Annotated in this window: 15 protein-coding genes; 9 read left to right on the forward strand and 6 right to left on the reverse strand. The window is 55.2% G+C overall.

Going from position 1 to position 18,307, the window contains the following annotated elements:
* Nucleotides 1-11: 11 nt before the first annotated feature.
* Both M3668_RS02970 and M3668_RS02975 read right to left on the reverse strand, forming a co-directional pair.
* The gene (locus M3668_RS02970) at nt 12-533 is read right to left on the reverse strand and encodes a DUF805 domain-containing protein (RefSeq protein ID WP_251379313.1); all 522 of its coding nucleotides are present in this window, start codon (nt 531-533) and stop codon (nt 12-14) included.
* 114 nt (nt 534-647) lie between these two features.
* Nucleotides 648-1,676 carry an o-succinylbenzoate synthase gene (locus M3668_RS02975; RefSeq protein ID WP_251379314.1) on the reverse strand — a complete coding sequence of 343 codons (1,029 nt, stop codon included), beginning with the start codon at nt 1,674-1,676 and terminating at the stop codon, nt 648-650.
* A gap of 210 nt (nt 1,677-1,886) precedes the next feature.
* Here M3668_RS02975 and M3668_RS11095 point away from each other — a divergent pair, with 210 nt between their 5' ends.
* Nucleotides 1,887-3,359: a phosphatase PAP2 family protein gene (locus M3668_RS11095; protein WP_251379315.1), complete on the forward strand. Its 1,473-nt coding sequence runs from the start codon at nt 1,887-1,889 to the stop codon at nt 3,357-3,359.
* Nucleotides 3,360-3,442: 83 nt separating this feature from the next.
* Here M3668_RS11095 and M3668_RS02985 read toward each other — a convergent pair whose 3' ends face one another.
* Entirely contained in the window at nt 3,443-4,357 is a 915-nt protein-coding gene (locus tag M3668_RS02985) for an MBL fold metallo-hydrolase (protein WP_251379316.1), read from the reverse strand.
* 200 nt (nt 4,358-4,557) lie between these two features.
* On the opposite strand from M3668_RS02985, the gene gluQRS reads away from it, so the two are divergent.
* The 4 genes from gluQRS (at nt 4,558) to M3668_RS03005 (ending at nt 9,241) form a co-directional block, all read left to right on the forward strand.
* Entirely contained in the window at nt 4,558-5,526 is a 969-nt protein-coding gene (gene gluQRS, locus M3668_RS02990; protein ID WP_502948952.1) for a tRNA glutamyl-Q(34) synthetase GluQRS, read from the forward strand.
* A gap of 22 nt (nt 5,527-5,548) precedes the next feature.
* Nucleotides 5,549-6,490: an EamA family transporter gene (locus M3668_RS02995; protein ID WP_251379318.1), complete on the forward strand. Its 942-nt coding sequence runs from the start codon at nt 5,549-5,551 to the stop codon at nt 6,488-6,490.
* Nucleotides 6,491-6,692: 202 nt separating this feature from the next.
* On the forward strand, nt 6,693-8,189 hold the full coding sequence (gene putP / locus M3668_RS03000; RefSeq protein ID WP_251379319.1) for a sodium/proline symporter PutP: 1,497 nt from the start codon (nt 6,693-6,695) through the stop codon (nt 8,187-8,189).
* A gap of 98 nt (nt 8,190-8,287) precedes the next feature.
* Complete coding sequence (locus M3668_RS03005; RefSeq protein ID WP_251379320.1) at nt 8,288-9,241, forward strand: 1,4-dihydroxy-2-naphthoyl-CoA synthase; 954 nt, start codon at nt 8,288-8,290, stop codon at nt 9,239-9,241.
* Nucleotides 9,242-9,530: 289 nt separating this feature from the next.
* On the opposite strand, the gene M3668_RS03010 is transcribed toward M3668_RS03005, so the two are convergent.
* Both M3668_RS03010 and M3668_RS03015 read right to left on the reverse strand, forming a co-directional pair.
* Nucleotides 9,531-10,067: a type 1 glutamine amidotransferase domain-containing protein gene (locus tag M3668_RS03010; RefSeq protein WP_251379321.1), complete on the reverse strand. Its 537-nt coding sequence runs from the start codon at nt 10,065-10,067 to the stop codon at nt 9,531-9,533.
* A 321-nt stretch (nt 10,068-10,388) separates the two neighbouring features.
* The gene (locus tag M3668_RS03015; protein WP_251379697.1) at nt 10,389-13,061 is read right to left on the reverse strand and encodes an excinuclease ABC subunit UvrA; all 2,673 of its coding nucleotides are present in this window, start codon (nt 13,059-13,061) and stop codon (nt 10,389-10,391) included.
* 295 nt (nt 13,062-13,356) lie between these two features.
* On the opposite strand from M3668_RS03015, the gene M3668_RS03020 reads away from it, so the two are divergent.
* From M3668_RS03020 to M3668_RS03030, 3 genes are all read left to right on the forward strand, one after another.
* The gene (locus tag M3668_RS03020; RefSeq protein ID WP_251379322.1) at nt 13,357-14,556 is read left to right on the forward strand and encodes an alcohol dehydrogenase catalytic domain-containing protein; all 1,200 of its coding nucleotides are present in this window, start codon (nt 13,357-13,359) and stop codon (nt 14,554-14,556) included.
* A gap of 497 nt (nt 14,557-15,053) precedes the next feature.
* Entirely contained in the window at nt 15,054-16,313 is a 1,260-nt protein-coding gene (locus M3668_RS03025; RefSeq protein ID WP_251379323.1) for an AMP-binding protein, read from the forward strand.
* A 117-nt stretch (nt 16,314-16,430) separates the two neighbouring features.
* Nucleotides 16,431-17,348, forward strand: a complete 918-nt coding sequence (locus M3668_RS03030) for a 1,4-dihydroxy-2-naphthoate polyprenyltransferase (protein ID WP_251379324.1) — start codon at nt 16,431-16,433, stop codon at nt 17,346-17,348.
* A 94-nt stretch (nt 17,349-17,442) separates the two neighbouring features.
* Here M3668_RS03030 and M3668_RS03035 read toward each other — a convergent pair whose 3' ends face one another.
* Nucleotides 17,443-17,727 (reverse strand): DUF4229 domain-containing protein, encoded by a 285-nt coding sequence (locus tag M3668_RS03035; protein WP_251379325.1) that lies wholly within the window; start codon nt 17,725-17,727, stop codon nt 17,443-17,445.
* 95 nt (nt 17,728-17,822) lie between these two features.
* On the opposite strand from M3668_RS03035, the gene M3668_RS03040 reads away from it, so the two are divergent.
* Nucleotides 17,823-18,233, forward strand: a complete 411-nt coding sequence (locus M3668_RS03040; RefSeq protein ID WP_251379326.1) for a PLD nuclease N-terminal domain-containing protein — start codon at nt 17,823-17,825, stop codon at nt 18,231-18,233.
* Nucleotides 18,234-18,307: the final 74 nt, after the last annotated feature.

The raw sequence follows: 18,307 nt of genomic DNA on the forward strand, positions 1-18,307 counted from the left end.
AGATTAAGTGGCTAGGAATCGAAGCGCCTACCCTCGGGTTTACCAGGTAGGGCTGAGAGCACCAGGCTACCCAGGTTTCCTGCAACGGGGATGGCGTTGAGCCAAAGCCAGTGCCCTGAGAGGTTGATATCGTGCAAGCGGCGCACACTAACCGTGAAACTAGGGGCTGCGGTAGCCACCACCAGGGGCAGACTAAAGAGCAAAGAGGTCTCCGCCAGGCGGTCACTGTGCTGCTTGCGGGCTTCTTTCTCAGCCTCCGTCTCAGCTGCTCCGGGGGCAGGTACGCGGACGATGGGCACCAGACGTTCCAGTGCACCCGGGTTGGCCGCATAAGCTTCGGGGTGTTTTGCGCGGTCGTAGTGACGGGCTGCGATGTCGCAGGCAGCTAATCCGCCGGTGAGGATGAGGGTGGGCCACCAGTATTCACTGCGGGAGGCGCGCCCTTTCATCTCAAAGCTCTTGGAGAAAAAGTTCTTCATGGCGACGCAGGGGCTAACGCCAGGAGCGGGTTGTAGGTTGAACAGGTCAGTCATAAGCCCTCCTTGCTAGAGCATCCGGTCATCACAGTCTACAGCAAGAAGTGACCTACATCATAGAGCTTATGACTATCAACGGAATCGCTATTAGCAAAGGCCCACCAGCGACAACTAAGGTTTCTGAGCCTCTAACAGGCGGTAGCAGTCCCTGATACGGTGATGCCAGTGAGCCACACGGTCAGCCGGTGCTGCAAGTTCTTGAAGCAGGGCAGGGTCAGGTTCCACATCGCGCAAGGGTAGCTGTCCGTCCACCGCCACCAGTGGGTTGCTGGTGACATCCTTACTCATCAGAGATACCGTACCTAGCCCGCACCCGTAGGGTAAATCTGGCAGGGCAGCCGCGAGCGCGGCTCCCGTGCGGATCCCTACAGAGCTTTCCAGGGCAGAGGAGACCACAGCGGGCAGGCCGGCAGCTTCAACGATGCTCAGTGCTCGGCGCACTCCACCCAGCGGTGCTGCTTTGATGATGAGCAGGTCTGCTGCTCCTAGGCGAGCAACGCGCAGGGGATCTTCTGCCTTACGCACAGACTCGTCAGCGGCGATCAGCAGGGGGTTGCCCGCAGAGCGCAGTGCCTCTCGCACCTTCGCTAGCCCTTCCACCGTTTCCACGGGCTGCTCAGCGTAGATAAGGTCATATTCAGAAAGAGCTGTGAGTGCTTGCACTGCCTGATCTTCTGACCAGCCCATATTGGCATCGATCTTGAGACGGGCGTCCGGCAGGTGCTTGCGGACTTCCGCAAGACGAGCACAGTCCTGTGCCAGTGATTCTGCAAAGGGAAGCCCAGGTTCAGCTACTTTTACTTTGACCTCGTGGACTTCTCCTCGGTAGCTCGCCAGGACGCCAGCGACCTGTGCCGGTGGGACGGCGGGTACGGTGGCATTGAGGGGCACTGATTCTCGCAGCGGAGCGGGGTAGCCCAGCCAGGCGGCTTCGAGGGCGCAAGCGAGCCAGGCGGCGGCCTCGTCGGGTTCATATTCCAGAAAGGGAGCGAATTCTCCCCAGCCTGCTGGGCCTTGGATAAGAGCCGTTTCGCGTAGAGTTACCCCGCGGAACTTGACGCGCATAGGCAGATGCACCACACGCGTCTGAGCTAGCACTGTTTCAAGCGGCGGCAGGGAACCGTCAAAAGGGTCAAGCATGCCTCAAATCTACCGCACCTGCGAGAAGGCAGAGGACCGCCGCATGTCGCGACCGTGCACCAAATACTCCGGCGGCTCCCAGGAAAGACTCATGTGGGTTTGCCACAATAGCTATCAGTCAAGATTTTGCCCGCAGTTTTCCTTGCGAGGCTACCGGTTGGTAGGCTCAAGGAAGTTCTCGCATTTTCAGAAAGGTAGTTGGGGTTCACTGTGAATTTTGAGAAACGCACCGACCGCGCTCATGCCGCTCCGTCTGAAGATGCAACAGAGGTGCTTTCCCCTAGCACATACCCTCAACGGGGCGCCGACCATGACGCCACTGTTGTGCTACCTACACGGCACTATGATCGCGCTGAGAATACCGATGTCACTGTTATGCTGCCCGTTTCAGGGCAGGGCCGCCCCGAAGCGTCCTATAAGGCCAGCGCCAAAACCTCTCATACCGCTGATACTAAAGTGCTCACTGATGCAACAGAGCCGCTTGCCATGACTCGCCCACCCTCAGCAGGATCCAGCCTGCTCTCATCGGTTGCCGCCCAGGGAAAACGAACCGCAGAGCGGGTCAAAAAAGAAAGATCTGCCCGAAAGGCTGAAAAGGCGCAGAAGATGAGTGACAAACCAGCTTCAGCGCCCATCGTGCCCGGCACCCAGCAGTTCACCCCACCAGCTGCTCAGTACAACCTCGGCAAGCTCATGTTTGGTGGCAGAATGAGCAACCAGCAGTCTCCCTCCTACAGTTCGCAGGTTGCCCCGGCTACCTCTGCCGAGAATTCTCCCTCGGGCAGACTGCACATGCTGACTCCCTCGCATCTCCGCCAGACTCGCCCTTCCCTCTGGACGCTTTTGCAGCACTTCTTTGCTGCCGGCACGATGCTCTTTCTGCTCATTGCTGCCGTGGTCTTCTTTATTACTACCCCCGCCGGCCAGCAGCTAGATGAAACCTCCTTCCAGGAGTTCTCCTACCGGTTCATGCTCTACACCCAGCAGACCTCTAGTCTGCTGGATATGATTCCAGCAGCAGCGGGCGTTATTGCAGCCGTGGGCATTCTCTTTGTGCTGATTTGGAAGCACCGCTTTGTGCCTGCCTTGGTGGGCCTGGGTATGGCGATAGGTGCTAACATCACCACTCAACTGCTCAAGAACTATTTCATCGTCAAACCCAACCTGGGTATACAAGAGGCAACTATCAACTCAGCACCGTCCGGTCACACGACCTTTGCCGCAGCTGCCGGATTGGCACTTTTCCTGGCCTCACCCAAACGTTTCCGGCCCACGGTGGCGCTTTTTAGCATGGTATTCACGGTTGCTGCCGGCTACTCCACCGTGGTCAATGGCTGGCACCGCCCCTCCGACGTCGTTGCCGCTATTCTCGTCACCGGGCTGTGGGGCATCCTGGGGCTCATCATTCTCCGCTTTATGCGCTCTGAAGAGCTAGACATGAGTGATACCCAGCGCTCGGGGCTTATCCTGGTTCCCCTCCTCACTATCACGGGTTTCTTTGTGGGGTTCTGCGCTTTCTCGCTCTACTGTGTCACTTGGTTCAACCCCATCCCGGGCAGCTCTTTCGTGGCAGCAATCTGCATGATTGCAGCGGTAGCGGCGCTGACCACCAGCATGCTCATCGCCCTGCTCCGGCCACAGAACAAGCAGCGCAGTGCCTACCGCAAGGTTTGGGTCTACTAGAAACTGTGCCTACTCATAAAAATGAGGGCGCTGACTCCCCTACCAAGAAGGAGAGCCAGCGCCCTCTATTGTTGTACTAGCCTTTAGCCGTTGCCCAGGGTAATGGGCCCGGTGAGTCCTGAAGGCTCAGTGGCATCAAAGTTGACGGCGGCAAGGGGCTGACCCTGCTCTTCAAATCTCTGCAGCTTCTGCAAGCGATCAAGCAGAATGCGGGTAGAGCCACCTGAGTAGGGTAGCTGATACATCGAGGCAGTCGTTGCCCCCTTCACGCGGGTGAGTGCCGATTCAGAAATTTTCTGGATGGCGTCCTGCATAGTTTCTGCCATGCGCTCAATGAAGGTACGCTCCACGGGAGTGCCGTGGCCGGGCACGAAGATGCGGTAGCGATCCAGCCCCACTAGCGTCTGAAGGGTTTTGACCCAGAGCTCCGGGAAGGAGTCATCGAAGGCGGGGTCCGAGCCCTGCTCCACGATGTCACCGGTAAAGAGAACGTCATCGACGCCCACCAAAATGTCATTATCGGTGTGTGCAAGCCCCAGGTATATGAGGGTGATAGCACGTTCACCCAGTTCGACGCGGGTAAAGGCGGGGCGGGTACCATCACCGGGCAGGAAGCGGGTGGGGGGCACAAGCTCAGTGTTGGGGCCCTGAGCATGCGCCATCTCGGGTTCTAGCACCTCGACGTAGGGGCGTTGGGCGTCCCCGTACTTTTCGATGGCGCGGCCTGCGCGGGGGTGGGACCAAAAATCAGTGACACCGTCTGCTTTGAAAACAGCGTTGCCCATGAAGCGATCAAAATGAGCGTGGGTGTTCACCGCGACCAGGGGAAGGTCTGTAATACGCCTGATGGCGCGCAGAATTTCGGCACCCTGGCGCGGGCCAGCACCGGTGTCAACAATCATGGCACGCTCAGCACCAACGATCAGACCGGAGTTGAGACGGTAGTTATCAGTGGAAATCTGATAAATGCCGTCGGCAATTTCAATAGTTCTAGCCATACTTCTAAAGTTACTGGAAATCTTCGCCCTATTTACCTTAAAAGTGCACTGTGTGCATCGGTTTCTTGAGGCTAACCATCACTAAACGGAGAGTTTTCCCTCATCAGCGTGTTTTGGTGGGGAAAAGCACGCGATGATGATAGTTAGAGACAGCATCAAGTGGGGCCTATAGGCTTAGCTGTTTTCACCCCTCCACTACACTGGGAAGCGTGTTAGATTCTCCATTATCAGTACCCGCATCACGCCCCTATGGCGGCCGCTATGCACCTTCCCCTTCAGGTGACTTACACTTGGGTAACCTGCGCACTGCTCTTCTGGCCTGGCTGATGGCCCGTAGCGCTCAGGGGCGTTTTGTGATGCGCGTGGATGATCTTGACCGAGTCAAAAAGGGGGCAGCCGAGCGCCAACTGGCTGACCTCGCCGCGTTGGGTGTGAACTGGGATGGCGAGGTGCTGTATCAATCCAGCCGCCTGGGGGCGTATGAGGACGCCGTAAAGCAACTGAACCAAGCTGGTTTGGTCTATGAGTGCTACTGCACCCGTAAAGAGATTCAGGCAGCATCAACGGCACCGCACGGCGCTCCGGGGGCCTACCCCGGCACCTGCCGTAGTCTCACGGAGGCAGAGCGAGAAGCACGTCGAGCGCAGCGACCGGCGGCACTTCGACTCAAAGCCGAAGCGTCATCCTGGCAGGTGACCGACCGCTTTGCCGGGCACTACACCGATACCGTGGATGATTTCGTGCTGGTTCGGGGCGATGGGGTTTTTGCCTATAATCTCACCTGCGTCATCGATGACGCCTTCCAGGGTGTTACCGAGGTAGTGCGCGGGGATGATCTGCTGCCCAGCGCACCACGTCAGGCGTATTTGGCTCATCTTCTGGGTGTAGAAGCCCCTCTCTATGCCCACGTACCCCTGGCGCTTAACAGTAGTGGTGTGCGCCTTGCTAAGCGCGATGGCGCGGTGACGCTGGCAGATCTCCGGGAGGCAGGAGTCAGCACCCGCCAAATTATGCGTATGATGACAGCCTCTCTTCCCTTGCCCCCGGTCACCGATAACAAGGGTCAGACCCATCTGCCAGAAACAGCGGAACAGATGCTTGAAGTATTCTCACCAGCTCTGATTCGCCAGGAGCCCTGGATTGTGGCCGACCCACTCACCAGCCACTAACTTACCCGAAAGGGGGTACCCCGTGAACCTGACCGACCGCATTCCCCAGCACCGCAGGGGCACTGCCGCGCTGTTGTTAATTATGGCGGGTTCCTTGGGTATTCAGTGTACTGCCGCCCTGGCTTCCGCCCTCTTCGGGGCCTTTACACCGACCGAAGTTGCCTCGTTGCGAGCGTTGCTGGCCGCCGTTACCCTGCTGCTCTTAGTGCGCCCCAACCCACTGAAGCTCAGCCGCAAGGATTGGGTGCAGGTGATGGTTTACGGTGCGGTGCTGACCCTTATGAGCATCTGCTTTTATAACGCTATTGCTCTCATTCCGCTAGGTGTGGCCGTTACCTTTGAGTACCTAGGGGCTTTTCTGGTGGCACTTCTTGGAGTGCGTCAGCTGCGAGACGGGCTTTTCGCCCTTTTTGCGTTGGCCGGGGTCATCATGATTGCTGCCCCCACCATGGCGGGGGACGCTGCTCCTATCGGTTTTCTCTGGGCGCTTGGTTCAGCAGCATCCATGGCTGGCTACACCCTTTACTCAGCACGTATGGGTACGGTCTCGCCAGCGACAGCCGGGTTGCGCGGCACCACCCTAGCACTCGGCGTATCAGCCCTGATGCAGCTTCCTCTTGCCATCCCTGCGGTGAGCCGGCTGGATGCAGGAGCCTGGCTGATCCTAGCAATTACAGCGGTTTTTGGGGTAGCGCTTGCCTACTCGGCAGATAATATCGCCGGTCAGCTCACCAGCGCCGCGGTAATAGGAGTGCTCTTCTCCATTGACCCTGTTATTGGCGCTATTGCTGGCACTGCACTACTGGGCGAAGTGCTCTCCTGGTGGGCTTATGCGGGCATTGCCCTTATTGCCGCCTCTGGGGCTTACATCGTCTGGAGCACTAACCGCTCAGCTATCCGCCTCACAGCGCACACCGGAATGCTTCCGGTGATGTCCACCCCACCAAAAGGTAAGCAGAGCTGAACGATAGGTGGAGGGCATTCGAAAGGGTGCATTTACACCGTATTAGTGTCACCTCAACCCTAAGCGTGTAAGCTAACCCACATATCATTAATTGAGAGCATAAAGAGTTACAAAAACTACATGATGTACTTTAGAAGCTCTACACACTTATCCGGTGCACTAGCAGAGAGCACACCCTGCGCACCGTCTACAAGGGAGTCCCATGAGCGATACAGCCTTCCAACTCATCGCGCTCGCAATCTATTTTGCAGCCATGATCGCAATCGGCTTCTGGGCAAGCCGCAAAAACAACAACCTCGATGACTACGTACTCGGCGGCCGAGGGCTGACGCCCGGCGTCGCTGCGCTCTCAGCTGGCGCATCCGATATGTCTGCCTGGCTACTCATGGGTATCCCGGGCATTATGTACATGGTGGGCCTCTCTGAAGCCTGGATCATTATCGGTCTAACCATTGGCGCCTGGCTCAACTGGAAGCTCGTAGCCCCCCGCCTGCGCACTTACACCGAGGTTTCCCGTAACTCAGTCACGGTCCCAGCCTTCTTTGGCAACCGCCTACGCGACAAAACCCACATCCTACGCATTGTTGCAGCCATCATTATTCTGGTTTTCTTCACCTTCTACGCCTCTTCCGGCATGGTAGCTGGCGGCAAGTTCTTCCAGTCCTCCTTCGGTGGTGACTACCTCACCGGCATGCTCCTGGTCACCGGCATCACCGTGCTCTACACTCTCTTCGGCGGGTTCCTGGGTGCCTCTTACACCGACACCGTGCAGGGTCTACTCATTTTTGCCGCACTGATTTCAATGCCCATCATGGCCTTCTTCTATGTAGGGAGCTGGGACGACTTCTACACCACCGTTACCACCCAGAACCCCCAGGCGCTGTCGCTCTTTGCCGGCACCACCGCACTCGGTATTATCTCAGCGGCGTCTTGGGGCTTGGGCTACTTTGGGCAGCCGCATATCATCGTGCGCTTTATGGCACTACGCTCCCCCAAGGACGCCCCCGTTGCCCGCCGTATCGGCATCAGTTGGATGATCCTGAGCATGGTTGGAGCTATGTCCGTGGGCCTCATCGGCCTGGCTTACTTCACCCGCCACCCCGAAGCCACCCTCACCGATACCACCTCAGCAGAATCAGTGTTCTTGGATCTAGCGCAGATTCTGCTGCATCCTCTGGTTGCTGGCTTCGTTCTCGCCGCAGTTCTTGCAGCCATCATGTCCACCCTGTCCTCCCAGCTGGTCGTCTGCTCATCAGCGCTGGCAGAGGACCTTTACAAGGTGGTTTCGCACAGGACTCTCTCTAACAAAGTGTCCCTTCGTCTGGGTCAGGCTGGCGTTCTGGCTGTGTCGCTGGTTGCAGCGTTGCTGGCCATGAACCCCGAGTCCTCGGTGCTTGAACTGGTGTCCTTCGCCTGGGCCGGCTTTGGTGCCGCCTTTGGTCCGATTGTTCTACTCTCGCTCTACTGGCGCAAGCTCACCGCCTGGGGTGCTATCGCAGGTCTCATCGCGGCGTCTGTGACTGTCTTCGTCTGGGGCAACACCGAAGCACTGCACTCGGCTATGTACGAGATTGTGCCCGGCTTCATCATCAACCTGGTGGTCGCTGTAGTGGTCTCTTTGGTCACCTACAAGGCGAACTCTGTTGAGGCTGTTGAAATCAACGAAGAATTCGATCGCGCGGTGGCACTCACCCGCTAGACTGAGAGCTCAAACCGACAGGACGCCGGTGGGCAGGCTAATAAAACGGCTGGCCCACCGGCGTCCTTTTGTCTGCTCTGAAAGCTAGACTAGGGAGCATGACTAACGCTCTTCCCGAAAAAGTATCTGACATTTTTGACCCCAACTCCTGGCGCCTGGTGGAAGGTTTTGAAGGTCTCACCGATATCACCTACCACCGCCAGGTGGAGCGTGATGAGGTAGGCGCCGTAGTGCGCGACCTACCCACCGTGCGCGTCGCCTTTGACCGCCCCGAAGTGCGCAACGCCTTTCGCCCCCACACCGTTGATGAACTCTACCGGGTGCTGGACCATGCGCGTATGACCTCCAATGTAGGCACGGTGTTGCTGACCGGCAACGGACCCTCCGCCAAGGACGGTGGCTGGGCGTTCTGCTCCGGCGGCGACCAGCGTATTCGAGGCCGCGATGGCTACCGTTATGCCGAGGGTGAGAATGCGGATAGCATTGATCCGGCCAAGGCCGGCCGTCTGCACATTCTTGAAGTGCAGCGTCTGATTCGCACCATGCCCAAGGTTGTTGTGGCGCTGGTATCGGGCTGGGCGGCAGGTGGCGGCCATTCCCTGCACGTGGTAGCGGACCTGACTATCGCTTCAGCGGAGTACGGCAAGTTCAAGCAGACCGATGCGACCGTGGGGTCTTTTGACGCCGGTTACGGCTCGGCTCTGCTGGCTCGTCAGACCGGGCAGAAGTTCGCCCGTGAAATTTTCTTCCTGGCTAAGGAATATGATGCTCAGCGTATGTACGAGATGGGTGCTGTGAACGATGTTGTTCCCCACGAGGAGCTAGAGCGCAAGGGCCTGGAATATGCGGCTCAAATTGCCCGCCAGTCCCCTCAGGCGATTCGCATGCTCAAGTTCGCTTTCAATTTGCCAGACGACGGCATAGCGGGCCAGCAGGTCTTCGCTGGTGAGGCAACCCGCATGGCCTACATGACCGATGAAGCGGTAGAGGGCCGCGACGCTTTCTTGCAGAAGCGCGACCCCAACTGGGAAAGCTACCCCTACTACTTCTAAATTATTGGATTTCACACAACAAGTGGGCGTCAGTACTGTTTTCAGGTGAGAAAACGGCACTGGCGCCCACTTTTTAGATAGCTTACGTTCCGTAGGGGTATGTAGTGAGACGTTGTCGGCAGATTTTCTCGATTAGCAGTTCAGAAAGTTGGTTCTGTATAAGTTCGACTTGGCCATGCGTAAGGGGCACTAAGCATATAACAATACGCAAGTAGAGAACCTCCCAGCAAAGCTAACCGGGCTCTTCCCTACCTGCGTATCGTAATATGAAAACTTATACCAAAAAGGATTAGCTCAACTTAGCAATGATTGCTTTATTGAACGCCTCAAGGTCGCCAGGATTACGGCTAGTAATGAGGTTGCCGTCTACAACTACTTCCTCATCTACCCAATCGGCGCCAGCATTTTGAAGATCCAGCATGACGGAAGTGTAGGAAGTGAGCTTCCTGCCTTCTACCTTGTTGGAGTCGATGAGCAACCAGGGTGCGTGGCATATTGCCGCAACGGGCTTCTCTGCCTCAAAGAACTGAACGGTGATGGAGCGAGCCTCAGGGTTAATGCGCATTGCATCAGCGTTGAGGGTGCCGCCGGTGAGTACCAGTGCGTCGAATTCTTCAACGTTGACGTCTGCCAGTGCGAGATCGGGGGTGAAAGTATCTGCCTTCTCCCAGTCACCGTTCATGCCCTGGAACTCTTTACCCTCGGGTGCTGCAAGTGAGACCTGCGCGCCAGCATCTTTAAGTGCATCGCGAGGTGAGGTAAGCTCAACCTGCTCTACGCCCTGACTGGCGAGAATAAGTACTTTTTTGTTGCTAAGGTCAGCCATGATGTGCTCCTTAAATCTAGTGAGACTCTAAAAACTTATGAGACTCTAAAAACTTACTTTTTTAACATTACTTGTATAGGGGGATATATACAAGATTTTTTCGCAGTTAGCGCATCTGGCTAACATAATAAACAGATGTTACTCACCTCTCTTCACGGCCCCCAGATAAATCTGGGAGAGCAAAGCAGCTAATAACGTTCGATGCGGTACTCAGTTTAAAAGGTTTATTAATTAGAAGGTTTATTAATTAGAAGGTTTATGTTTAAAAGGTTTATTAATTAGAAGGTTTATCGATACGTTTTCTACACCATGAGCCCACTCTTACTTCAAGGCCGTTGCTAAAAATGGTGCCGAAACACTCTCTGTTGAAGTCGCAACCTCCGCTGGTGTGCCAACGGCCACGATGTGACCGCCTTCCTCTCCTGCCCCGGGGCCCATATCAATCACATAATCCGCAGCTACAATAATTCGCATATCAAGCTCGACCATCACGACCGTATTACCAGAATCAACTAAAGTCTGAAGATGAGACATCAAACGGTCAGCATCAGAACAATGTAAGCCTGTAGTGGGTTCATCAAGTACGTACACAGTGTCACCGCGTTGCCCCCGCTGCAATTCAGTGGCTAGTTTGACGCGCTGAGCCTCTCCACCAGATAGCTCAGTCGCAGACTGACCCAAACGCAGATACCCCAAGCCGACATCCCTCAACGCAGCCAATGAACGCTTAATATCCACTTCGCCGTCGAAAAAAACCAGAGCTTCCTCCACGTTCATTTCTAAAATTTGGGACACATTCTTACCACGCCAGAGAATTTCCAAGGTGCTCGACTGATAACGAGTGCCGTGACAGTCTGGACACTTTGTATACACCGAGGGCAAGAAGAGGAGCTCTATCATCACCGACCCCTCACCTTCGCAGGTGGGGCAGCGTCCACCAACAACATTGAAGGAAAATCTACCCGGTTTATATCCACGACGTTTGGCTTCTGCAGTCTCGGCAAAACGTCGTCGCACCTGGTCAAAGAACCCTGTATAGGTTGCAATATTGGAACGAGGGGTTCGCCCGATAGGTTTCTGATCGATGGCAACCACACGGCGTATACCGCTTAAGTCGCCTTCAACAGCTCCCTTCGTCTCAGGGGCCTGCTCGGCTCTTAAAATTTCATCTCCCTCGACGGATGTTTCATCTACCGGGCGCGTTTTACCTAGGCGATCAGCTATCAGCTGAGGTAGGCACTGGCTGATTAAGCTAGACTTCCCCGAACCTGAAACACCTGTGACTGCTGTAAGAACACCTAGAGGGATGTCTACATCTACGTTATGAAGATTATTTCGGCTGACTCCAGAAAGTTTTATCCACTGCTCGGGTTTCCGAGGAGTATGCGGTGGTAGCCCACTGCCTCCGAAGAGATAGCCACGTGTAAGGGATTCCTGAACGCGGGCTAAACCATCAACTTCCCCGCTATAAAGGACTTGACCCCCATGTTCTCCAGCTCCTGGTCCTACATCTACAATCCAGTCAGCATGTTGGATTACTTCCATAGAATGTTCCACCACAAACAGACTATTTCCCCGTGCTTTGAGTCCGTCAAGAACGCTAAGAAGCGCACGGGTATCTTGAGGATGTAGTCCAGCAGAAGGTTCATCTAATACGTAGACCACACCAAAAAGATCAGACGTCAGCTGAGTGGCTAAGCGCAAACGTTGCAGTTCACCACCGGAGAGGGTGGGAGTCATCCGATCGAGAGAAAGATAACCCAAGCCGAGGTCAATGATGGGGCGAATCCGCTCAATGAGGCCAGCGGCCAACCGAGAGGTAGCGGCAAGTTTTTCAACAGGCTGGGGTGGAGCCTTATAAGCTTCCGGTTCTTTCTCAGCAGCAGGTTCACTTGCGTGACTGACCGACTCTGTAGCTTCTGCTTCCGTTGTCTGGTGCAACCCTTGCCCCATCGCTTCTTTTTCATCTGCATTCGGTGAGATGTTGCGTGAAGCATCCTCAACAGCTTTTTCAAGAAGATTGGTTAGATCATAGAGAGGGATCTGGGAAAAATCAGCAATATCTAACCCTGCAAAGGTTACGGAGAGGGCCTCTGGTTTGATGCGTTTGCCGTGGCAGGCGGGGCAAGGGATGGATGTGAGGAACTGCGCTACCTTGCGTTTCATGGAGGCACTTTTAGTATTGGCAAAAGTGTCAAGCACATAGCGTTTTGCGCCCACATAGGTGCCGCTGTAGGAGGGTTCAACCTGCGCTTTTTTAGCCGCTTGAGCCTCAGCAAGTGTCATACGCGAGTAGACCGGTACATGCGGCGTTTCGTCCGTATAAAGAATCCAGTCGCGATCTTTTTTGGGGAGATCTTTCCAGGGGACATCCACATCGTATCCAAGTGCCACCAACACATCTCGAAGCTGATGACCGTGCCAGGCGGTAGGCCAAGAATCTATGGCTCGGTTGCGGATGGTTTTGGTGGGATCGGGGACCATGCGATCTTCGGGCACTTCATATACTCTGCCAATTCCATAACATTCAGGGCATGCACCCTGCGGGGTATTGGCAGAGAAATCTTCTGCGTAGAGCATGCTCTGATGTTCTGGATAGTGGCCGGCGCGTGAATATAACATCCGAACCAGGCTTGAGATGGTGGTGAGGCTACCAACGGTTGATCGTGAGTTTTGTCCGCCTCGCTGTTGTTGTAGAGCGACAGCGGGGGGCATCCCTGTAATGGAATCGACGTCAGGCACCCCCGCTTGATCGATCAGACGGCGGGCATAGGGGGCCACTGACTCTAGATAACGGCGTTGTGATTCTGCATAAAGGGTTCCAAAGGCAAGGGAAGATTTACCTGATCCTGAAACACCGGTAAAGACTACGAGCGCGTCCCGGGGCACAGAAAGGTCGACATTGCGCAGGTTATTTTGTCGTGCGCCCAATACTTGAACATTTGGTTGGATGTAAGTTTCTTTATCTGTGGGGGATTCGGGTAAGTAGCTCATAGATGAATCTGACCAATCGCTTCTGTGGGAGGCACATGCAGCCTCAAAATCGTTATCATTTCTTGTCGCTTGCCACTTTACTGCCTCCCTAGAGGATTCGTAGACCTCGACTTTTTTCTTCTCTTTCACTGGGGGGGTGAAGTTTTTGGTCTGGGATCACTATGCTAAGGTTACTGAAGAGCTAAAAGTAATATGGAACCGATGAGATGCTCGCTCTGCCGAGAGATCATTGTCCTCTAACGCTTTAGCTTTTACCCTAAGAGCTTTTTTATGGAAAAAGCAGTGAGGAAAAATCATGACAGATAAAAACCGTGCAGTAGTATTCCACGGCGTAAAAGATATGCGCGTGGATACCCTTGAATTCCCTAAGCTAGAAATGCCTAACGGCAAAAAGGCTCCCCACGGTGTAATCGTGAAGCTACTTGCTACCAATATCTGTGGCAGTGATTTGCATATTTACCGTGGCTCATTCCCTGTACCCGAAGGTATGGTGATGGGTCATGAAATGACGGGTGAAGTTGTAGAAATCGGTTCAGATGTTGAGTTCCTCAAGCCTGGCGACATCGTTTCTGTACCTTTCAACGTAGCGTGTGGTCGTTGTCGTAACTGCCGCAACGGACGCACAGAAGTATGTGAGACCACTAATCCCGAGGTTTCGTGTGCCGCATATGGATTCAACCTCGGTGGCTTTGTAGGCGGTCAGGCAGAATACATGTTTGTGCCTTACGCTGACTTCCAGCTTCTTCGTTTCCCTGACAAGGATCAGGCGATGGAGAAAATTCTTGACCTAGCAGTACTTTCCGATATTTTGCCCACCGCGTTCCATGGTCTCATGGAGGCTGGTGTGAAGGCTGGATCAACTGTTTATATTGCAGGTGCAGGCCCAGTAGGTCGCTGTGGTGCTGCTGCTGCTCGTTTGCTGGGCGCATCTTGCATCATCGTGGGTGACTACTATGAAGATCGTCTAGAACTGGTTCGCCGTAATGGTTGTGAAACCATTAACTTGTCTGAGGTTGACTCACTCAACGATGCGATTGAAGCTATCCTTGGTACTCCCTATGTTGACTGCGCAGTTGACTATGTAGGTAATGAGGCACACGGGCTGGGTCAAGAGGCTGAAGAGACCAAATCATCCTATGCTATCAACCAGGTTTTGGATGCGACTCGTCCCGGTGGAGCAACCGGTATCGTAGGTGTTTACGGGGCTAATCCTAAGTCTCCAGTTCCTGCTGAGCGCGAGGGTATTTACTCCCTCAACTTCGGCGATGCTTGGATCAAGTCACCTCGTATTTCCGGTGGTCAGGCGCCTGTTATGCATTACAATTACGATCTGATGATGTCAATCTTGTGGGATCGTATGCCTTATCTTTCAGATTTGCTCAACATCAAGGTCATCAGCCTGGATGAGGCGCCTCAAGCGTATGCAGATTTCGATAAGGGTTCGGCATTGAAGTATGTTATTGACCCCCACGGCAGTCTTCCTGCCGCTCGGTAAATACATTCTGTGAGAAGGAGAGGTATTCATTAAGGGTGCCCTGGCACCACTGAAAACATCCCTCTCCACCACTGCCCTGCGTGAATTGATGAACCTGTTTACCACCTTCACATCCGCAGGTGCCCTGCCGGTCTTGCTGCCCCTGATAGGGGTGGCAAGACCGGCTTACTTTAAACCTTTATTAGCCAAGGTCAATAAATCCAGTCGCTGATCCATACAGTTAAGTAAACTTCACGGTATATAAGGTTAAAAAGAGTTCTTCTCCCCCACCAGGATGCATATAGGTTGCGTCATGTTTTGCAAGCCTGCTCTGTCACGAGAATATGGTGTTCAATGTTTCTTGGAGGAAAACACCTCGCTCAGTCACTTGAGGTACACCGCTAGGGACGTGTGGGTGACGATGACTGACGTGGATACAGTTGATCCCTCTTGTTGGTTGAGTGAATAAATTTCTGTAGCCACCAAGCATCTAAAGGACGCCAGCGTAAACTGACCCTATGCTTATCTCTCAGTTCAACTCCGTTGCTGCGCCGTCCTCCACTGATGCACGCTTCACCGAGCAGACGGCGGTGGTTGGTGGGAGCGGTCATGTGGATGCCAACGAGCTACTGGGAAAATTCACCACCAGTTTCAGTCAACTCGATAGCCAGCCGGACGATTTTGCCCTGGTAGTGAGCACCAGCGGTTCAACAGGAGCCCCTAAACGAACCGCACTCACTACTGCCGCCCTGGCCGCTTCAGCACGAGCTACAGAAGCCTTCACAAGCACCGATAACGCTCAGTGGCTCCTGGCTCTGCCATTGCACTACGTTGCTGGCGCCCAGGTTGTGGCACGGTCAGCCTTAGCGGGCACCACCCCGGTACTTACTAAATCCATCAGCAGCGGTGGACCTTTTAGCGCGCAAGACTTTGTGAGCAGTGCCAGCGCGCTGACCGCCCACCACCGAATGACATCGCTAGTGCCCACCCAGCTGCATAAGCTACTGGAGACAGCGGAGAGAAACCCCCAGATGAGCAGTGAGATTTTGGATGCTCTGCGTAGCTTTGACGCGTTGCTGTTAGGCGGTGCTCCGGCAAGCGCCGCCCTCCTTGAGCAGATGCTGCACCTAAAAGTTCCGGTGCTAACCACCTACGGCAGCGCTGAAACCGCTGGGGGCTGTGTCTACGCGGGAGCTCCCCTGCCCGGCGTCCAGGTGCAGATCGAACCAGAAACAGAGGAGGACGCAGCATCTGGTAGCGGCCGTATCTGGTTGGGCGGCCCCACCCTAGCGTCCGGTTACCTCGATGACCCGCAACGCACTGCTGCCCATTTCTTTACGGGCCCCGATGGCACCCGCTGGTACAAAACTGATGACCGCGGCACCTTCACAGGCTCACTCACGGTGCTAGGAAGAGCTGATGACACCATCATCACCGGAGGCCTTAAAATAAGTGCCGGGGTGCTGGCTCGTCTGCTTGAAACTCACTCCTCTGTGCGCGAGGCGCTAGTTGTTGGTCTGCCGGACGCCCGCTGGGGGCAGGCTCTCGTAGCAGCTCTGACCCTGCGCCACAGTCACCCGGGGGCAGAAAACCCAGAGCCTCTAGACCCGCAGGGCCCGCTAGCCACCCAGCTCTCTGATCTGGTGACCCAGCACCTGGGCAAAGCTGCCGTCCCTAAACTCACTCTGGTCTACACCGACTTCCCCACGCTCTCCACCGGAAAGCCAGACCGAACCACCGTCACCTCCCACCTTGAGCAGTATCACCGGCAACAGTGAGCGACCCCAACTGACTTACCCAGCCAATCGTGCACGTCCAGAGGCAAAAAATGAGACAATAGTGTGTATTTGCCTGCCCCGGGTACCCGGGGCAGTAATCAAAGGAAGCGAGATAACGTGGCAACTGTTGCACAGTGGATTCAAGGAGCACGCCTTCGCACCCTGCCCCTTGCCGTTGCCCCCATCATCGCAGGGTCAGCCGCCGCCTACGAGGTAGGCGAACTGCACCACTGGCGTGCCCTGCTCGCTTTCTTGGTCGCCTTCTTCTTGCAGGTGGGCGTCAATTACGCCAACGACTACTCAGATGGTATTAGGGGCACAGACGAGGTTCGAGTCGGTCCTCTGCGCCTGGTCGGCAGCGGCGTAGCCTCCCCCCGCTCGGTCAAGATGGCTGCTTTCATCTGCTTCGGTCTAGCGATGTTAGCGGGGCTGGGGCTGGTCTACCTTTCTCAGCAGTGGTGGTTCCTTGCTATCGGAGCTTCAGCAGTTCTGGCTGCCTGGGGTTACACCGGAGGTAAACACCCCTATGGCTACATGGGTCTGGGTGATGTTTTTGTCTTCATCTACTTCGGTTTGGTCGCCACTCTGGGCACCATGTTCACCCAGACAGCCCAGCTGACCTTGACATCTATCGTGCTGGCAATTTCTATGGGCCTATTCTCTTGCGGGTTGCTGATGGCTAATAACGTGCGTGATATTCCCACCGACATCGACGCCGGCAAACGCACCCTCGCCGTCCGCCTGGGAGATACTATCTCTCGCAGAACCTACGCGGCAGAGATGATGCTGGGGCTGGGCCTCATCGTGGTGTTAGTGCCCAACAACCCCTGGTTCGCCCTGGTCTTTATCTTGATTGGCCCGGTGCTGCATTCCTCACTAACGGTTCTATCTGGTGCCCGCGGCCTTGCCCTAATCCCCATCTTGAAGCAGGCAGGCTTTGTAGCGCTTGCTTACAGCTTGCTTGCTGCCCTAGCTGTGGCGCTGGCGCCGCTCGATGTATTCACCGAACAGATTTCGGTCTTCACCGGTTACTAAAACCTCATTCACTAGCAGAAAAGGTGCACCTGTCAGTACACCTTTTTCTGAGGTTGTCGCACAGCTCTGTACGCTTTGGACAAATGCCCGGGTCTTAGATATCTATGCCCTCTTGTTTGCGGGCTCCCTCATCCAGCCCATCTTCAAAGGCCTGGTTTTCTTCTTCAACCTTGCTCTTGGCTGGGCGTCGCTTGAACCAGCCATTAAAATCGGTAGCAGCTGCCAGATGGAGTTTGGGGAAAGCCAAATAGCTGATGGCGAAGCCGATAATCGCGCCACCAAGAATTGACAGGTAAAGCCCTGCACCGAAATAATAGGCTACAAAGAAAGCCGCAGTAGCTAGGGCAAGACGGATGATGGTGTACTTCAGAAAATTCACTGTTTCATTCTAGCTGACGCACCCGGGGTGTTGCAGGCAACGCTGTGAGCGCACAAAGCCGCCCTATACATTGCTCTCGTGTCACACTGGTAGGTATGGGTAGAGTTATATTAATTATTACCGGTGGCGCACTGCTACTAGCAATCTGGATTTATGCAATTCTTGATGCTGCGCAAGCGGAGAGCCAAAAGGTGCGCACCCTGCCCAAGGGCGTTTGGGTAGCGATCACTTTCTTGTTCCCGCTGGTGGGATCAGCGCTCTGGTTCTGGCTTGGGCGGCCCCGCAAAGATAAGTTCGGGTCCTTTGGCGCACCGCTTGAAAGGTCCCCGGTCGCTCCGGATGATGACCCCGAGTACCTGCGCTTTCTTGAGGCCCGCGCCAAGCGTGAACGCGAGGACCGCGAACGCCAGAACCGCGCAGCAGGTCGCGGTGACAGTGAAGAGCATCGAGATAAGGATGACGACGAGCAGCCAGATAGTGGCAGCCAGCCCGGTGAGCGTCCCTAGTTTCTCCGTTTGAGAGCACCCGCCCTGTCTTTAAAGTATCCCTATAGTGGGTGCCTGCTGTATGAGGCGGGTAT

The sequence above is a fragment of the Rothia sp. P100 genome (assembly GCF_023712425.1).
Lineage (GTDB): Bacteria > Actinomycetota > Actinomycetes > Actinomycetales > Micrococcaceae > Rothia > Rothia endophytica.

What these genes read in the sequence shown, in the direction of transcription:
- M3668_RS03015 (WP_251379697.1), bottom strand. Translation starts at nt 13,061, where the DNA reads ATGAGCTACTTACCCGAATCCCCCACAGATAAAGAAACTTACATCCAA.
- putP (WP_251379319.1), top strand. Translation starts at nt 6,693, where the DNA reads ATGAGCGATACAGCCTTCCAACTCATCGCGCTCGCAATCTATTTTGCA.
- M3668_RS02970 (WP_251379313.1), bottom strand. Translation starts at nt 533, where the DNA reads ATGACTGACCTGTTCAACCTACAACCCGCTCCTGGCGTTAGCCCCTGC.
- M3668_RS03020 (WP_251379322.1), top strand. Translation starts at nt 13,357, where the DNA reads ATGACAGATAAAAACCGTGCAGTAGTATTCCACGGCGTAAAAGATATG.
- M3668_RS03005 (WP_251379320.1), top strand. Translation starts at nt 8,288, where the DNA reads ATGACTAACGCTCTTCCCGAAAAAGTATCTGACATTTTTGACCCCAAC.
- M3668_RS02985 (WP_251379316.1), bottom strand. Translation starts at nt 4,357, where the DNA reads ATGGCTAGAACTATTGAAATTGCCGACGGCATTTATCAGATTTCCACT.
- M3668_RS03010 (WP_251379321.1), bottom strand. Translation starts at nt 10,067, where the DNA reads ATGGCTGACCTTAGCAACAAAAAAGTACTTATTCTCGCCAGTCAGGGC.
- M3668_RS03040 (WP_251379326.1), top strand. Translation starts at nt 17,823, where the DNA reads ATGGGTAGAGTTATATTAATTATTACCGGTGGCGCACTGCTACTAGCA.
- M3668_RS02975 (WP_251379314.1), bottom strand. Translation starts at nt 1,676, where the DNA reads ATGCTTGACCCTTTTGACGGTTCCCTGCCGCCGCTTGAAACAGTGCTA.
- M3668_RS03025 (WP_251379323.1), top strand. Translation starts at nt 15,054, where the DNA reads ATGCTTATCTCTCAGTTCAACTCCGTTGCTGCGCCGTCCTCCACTGAT.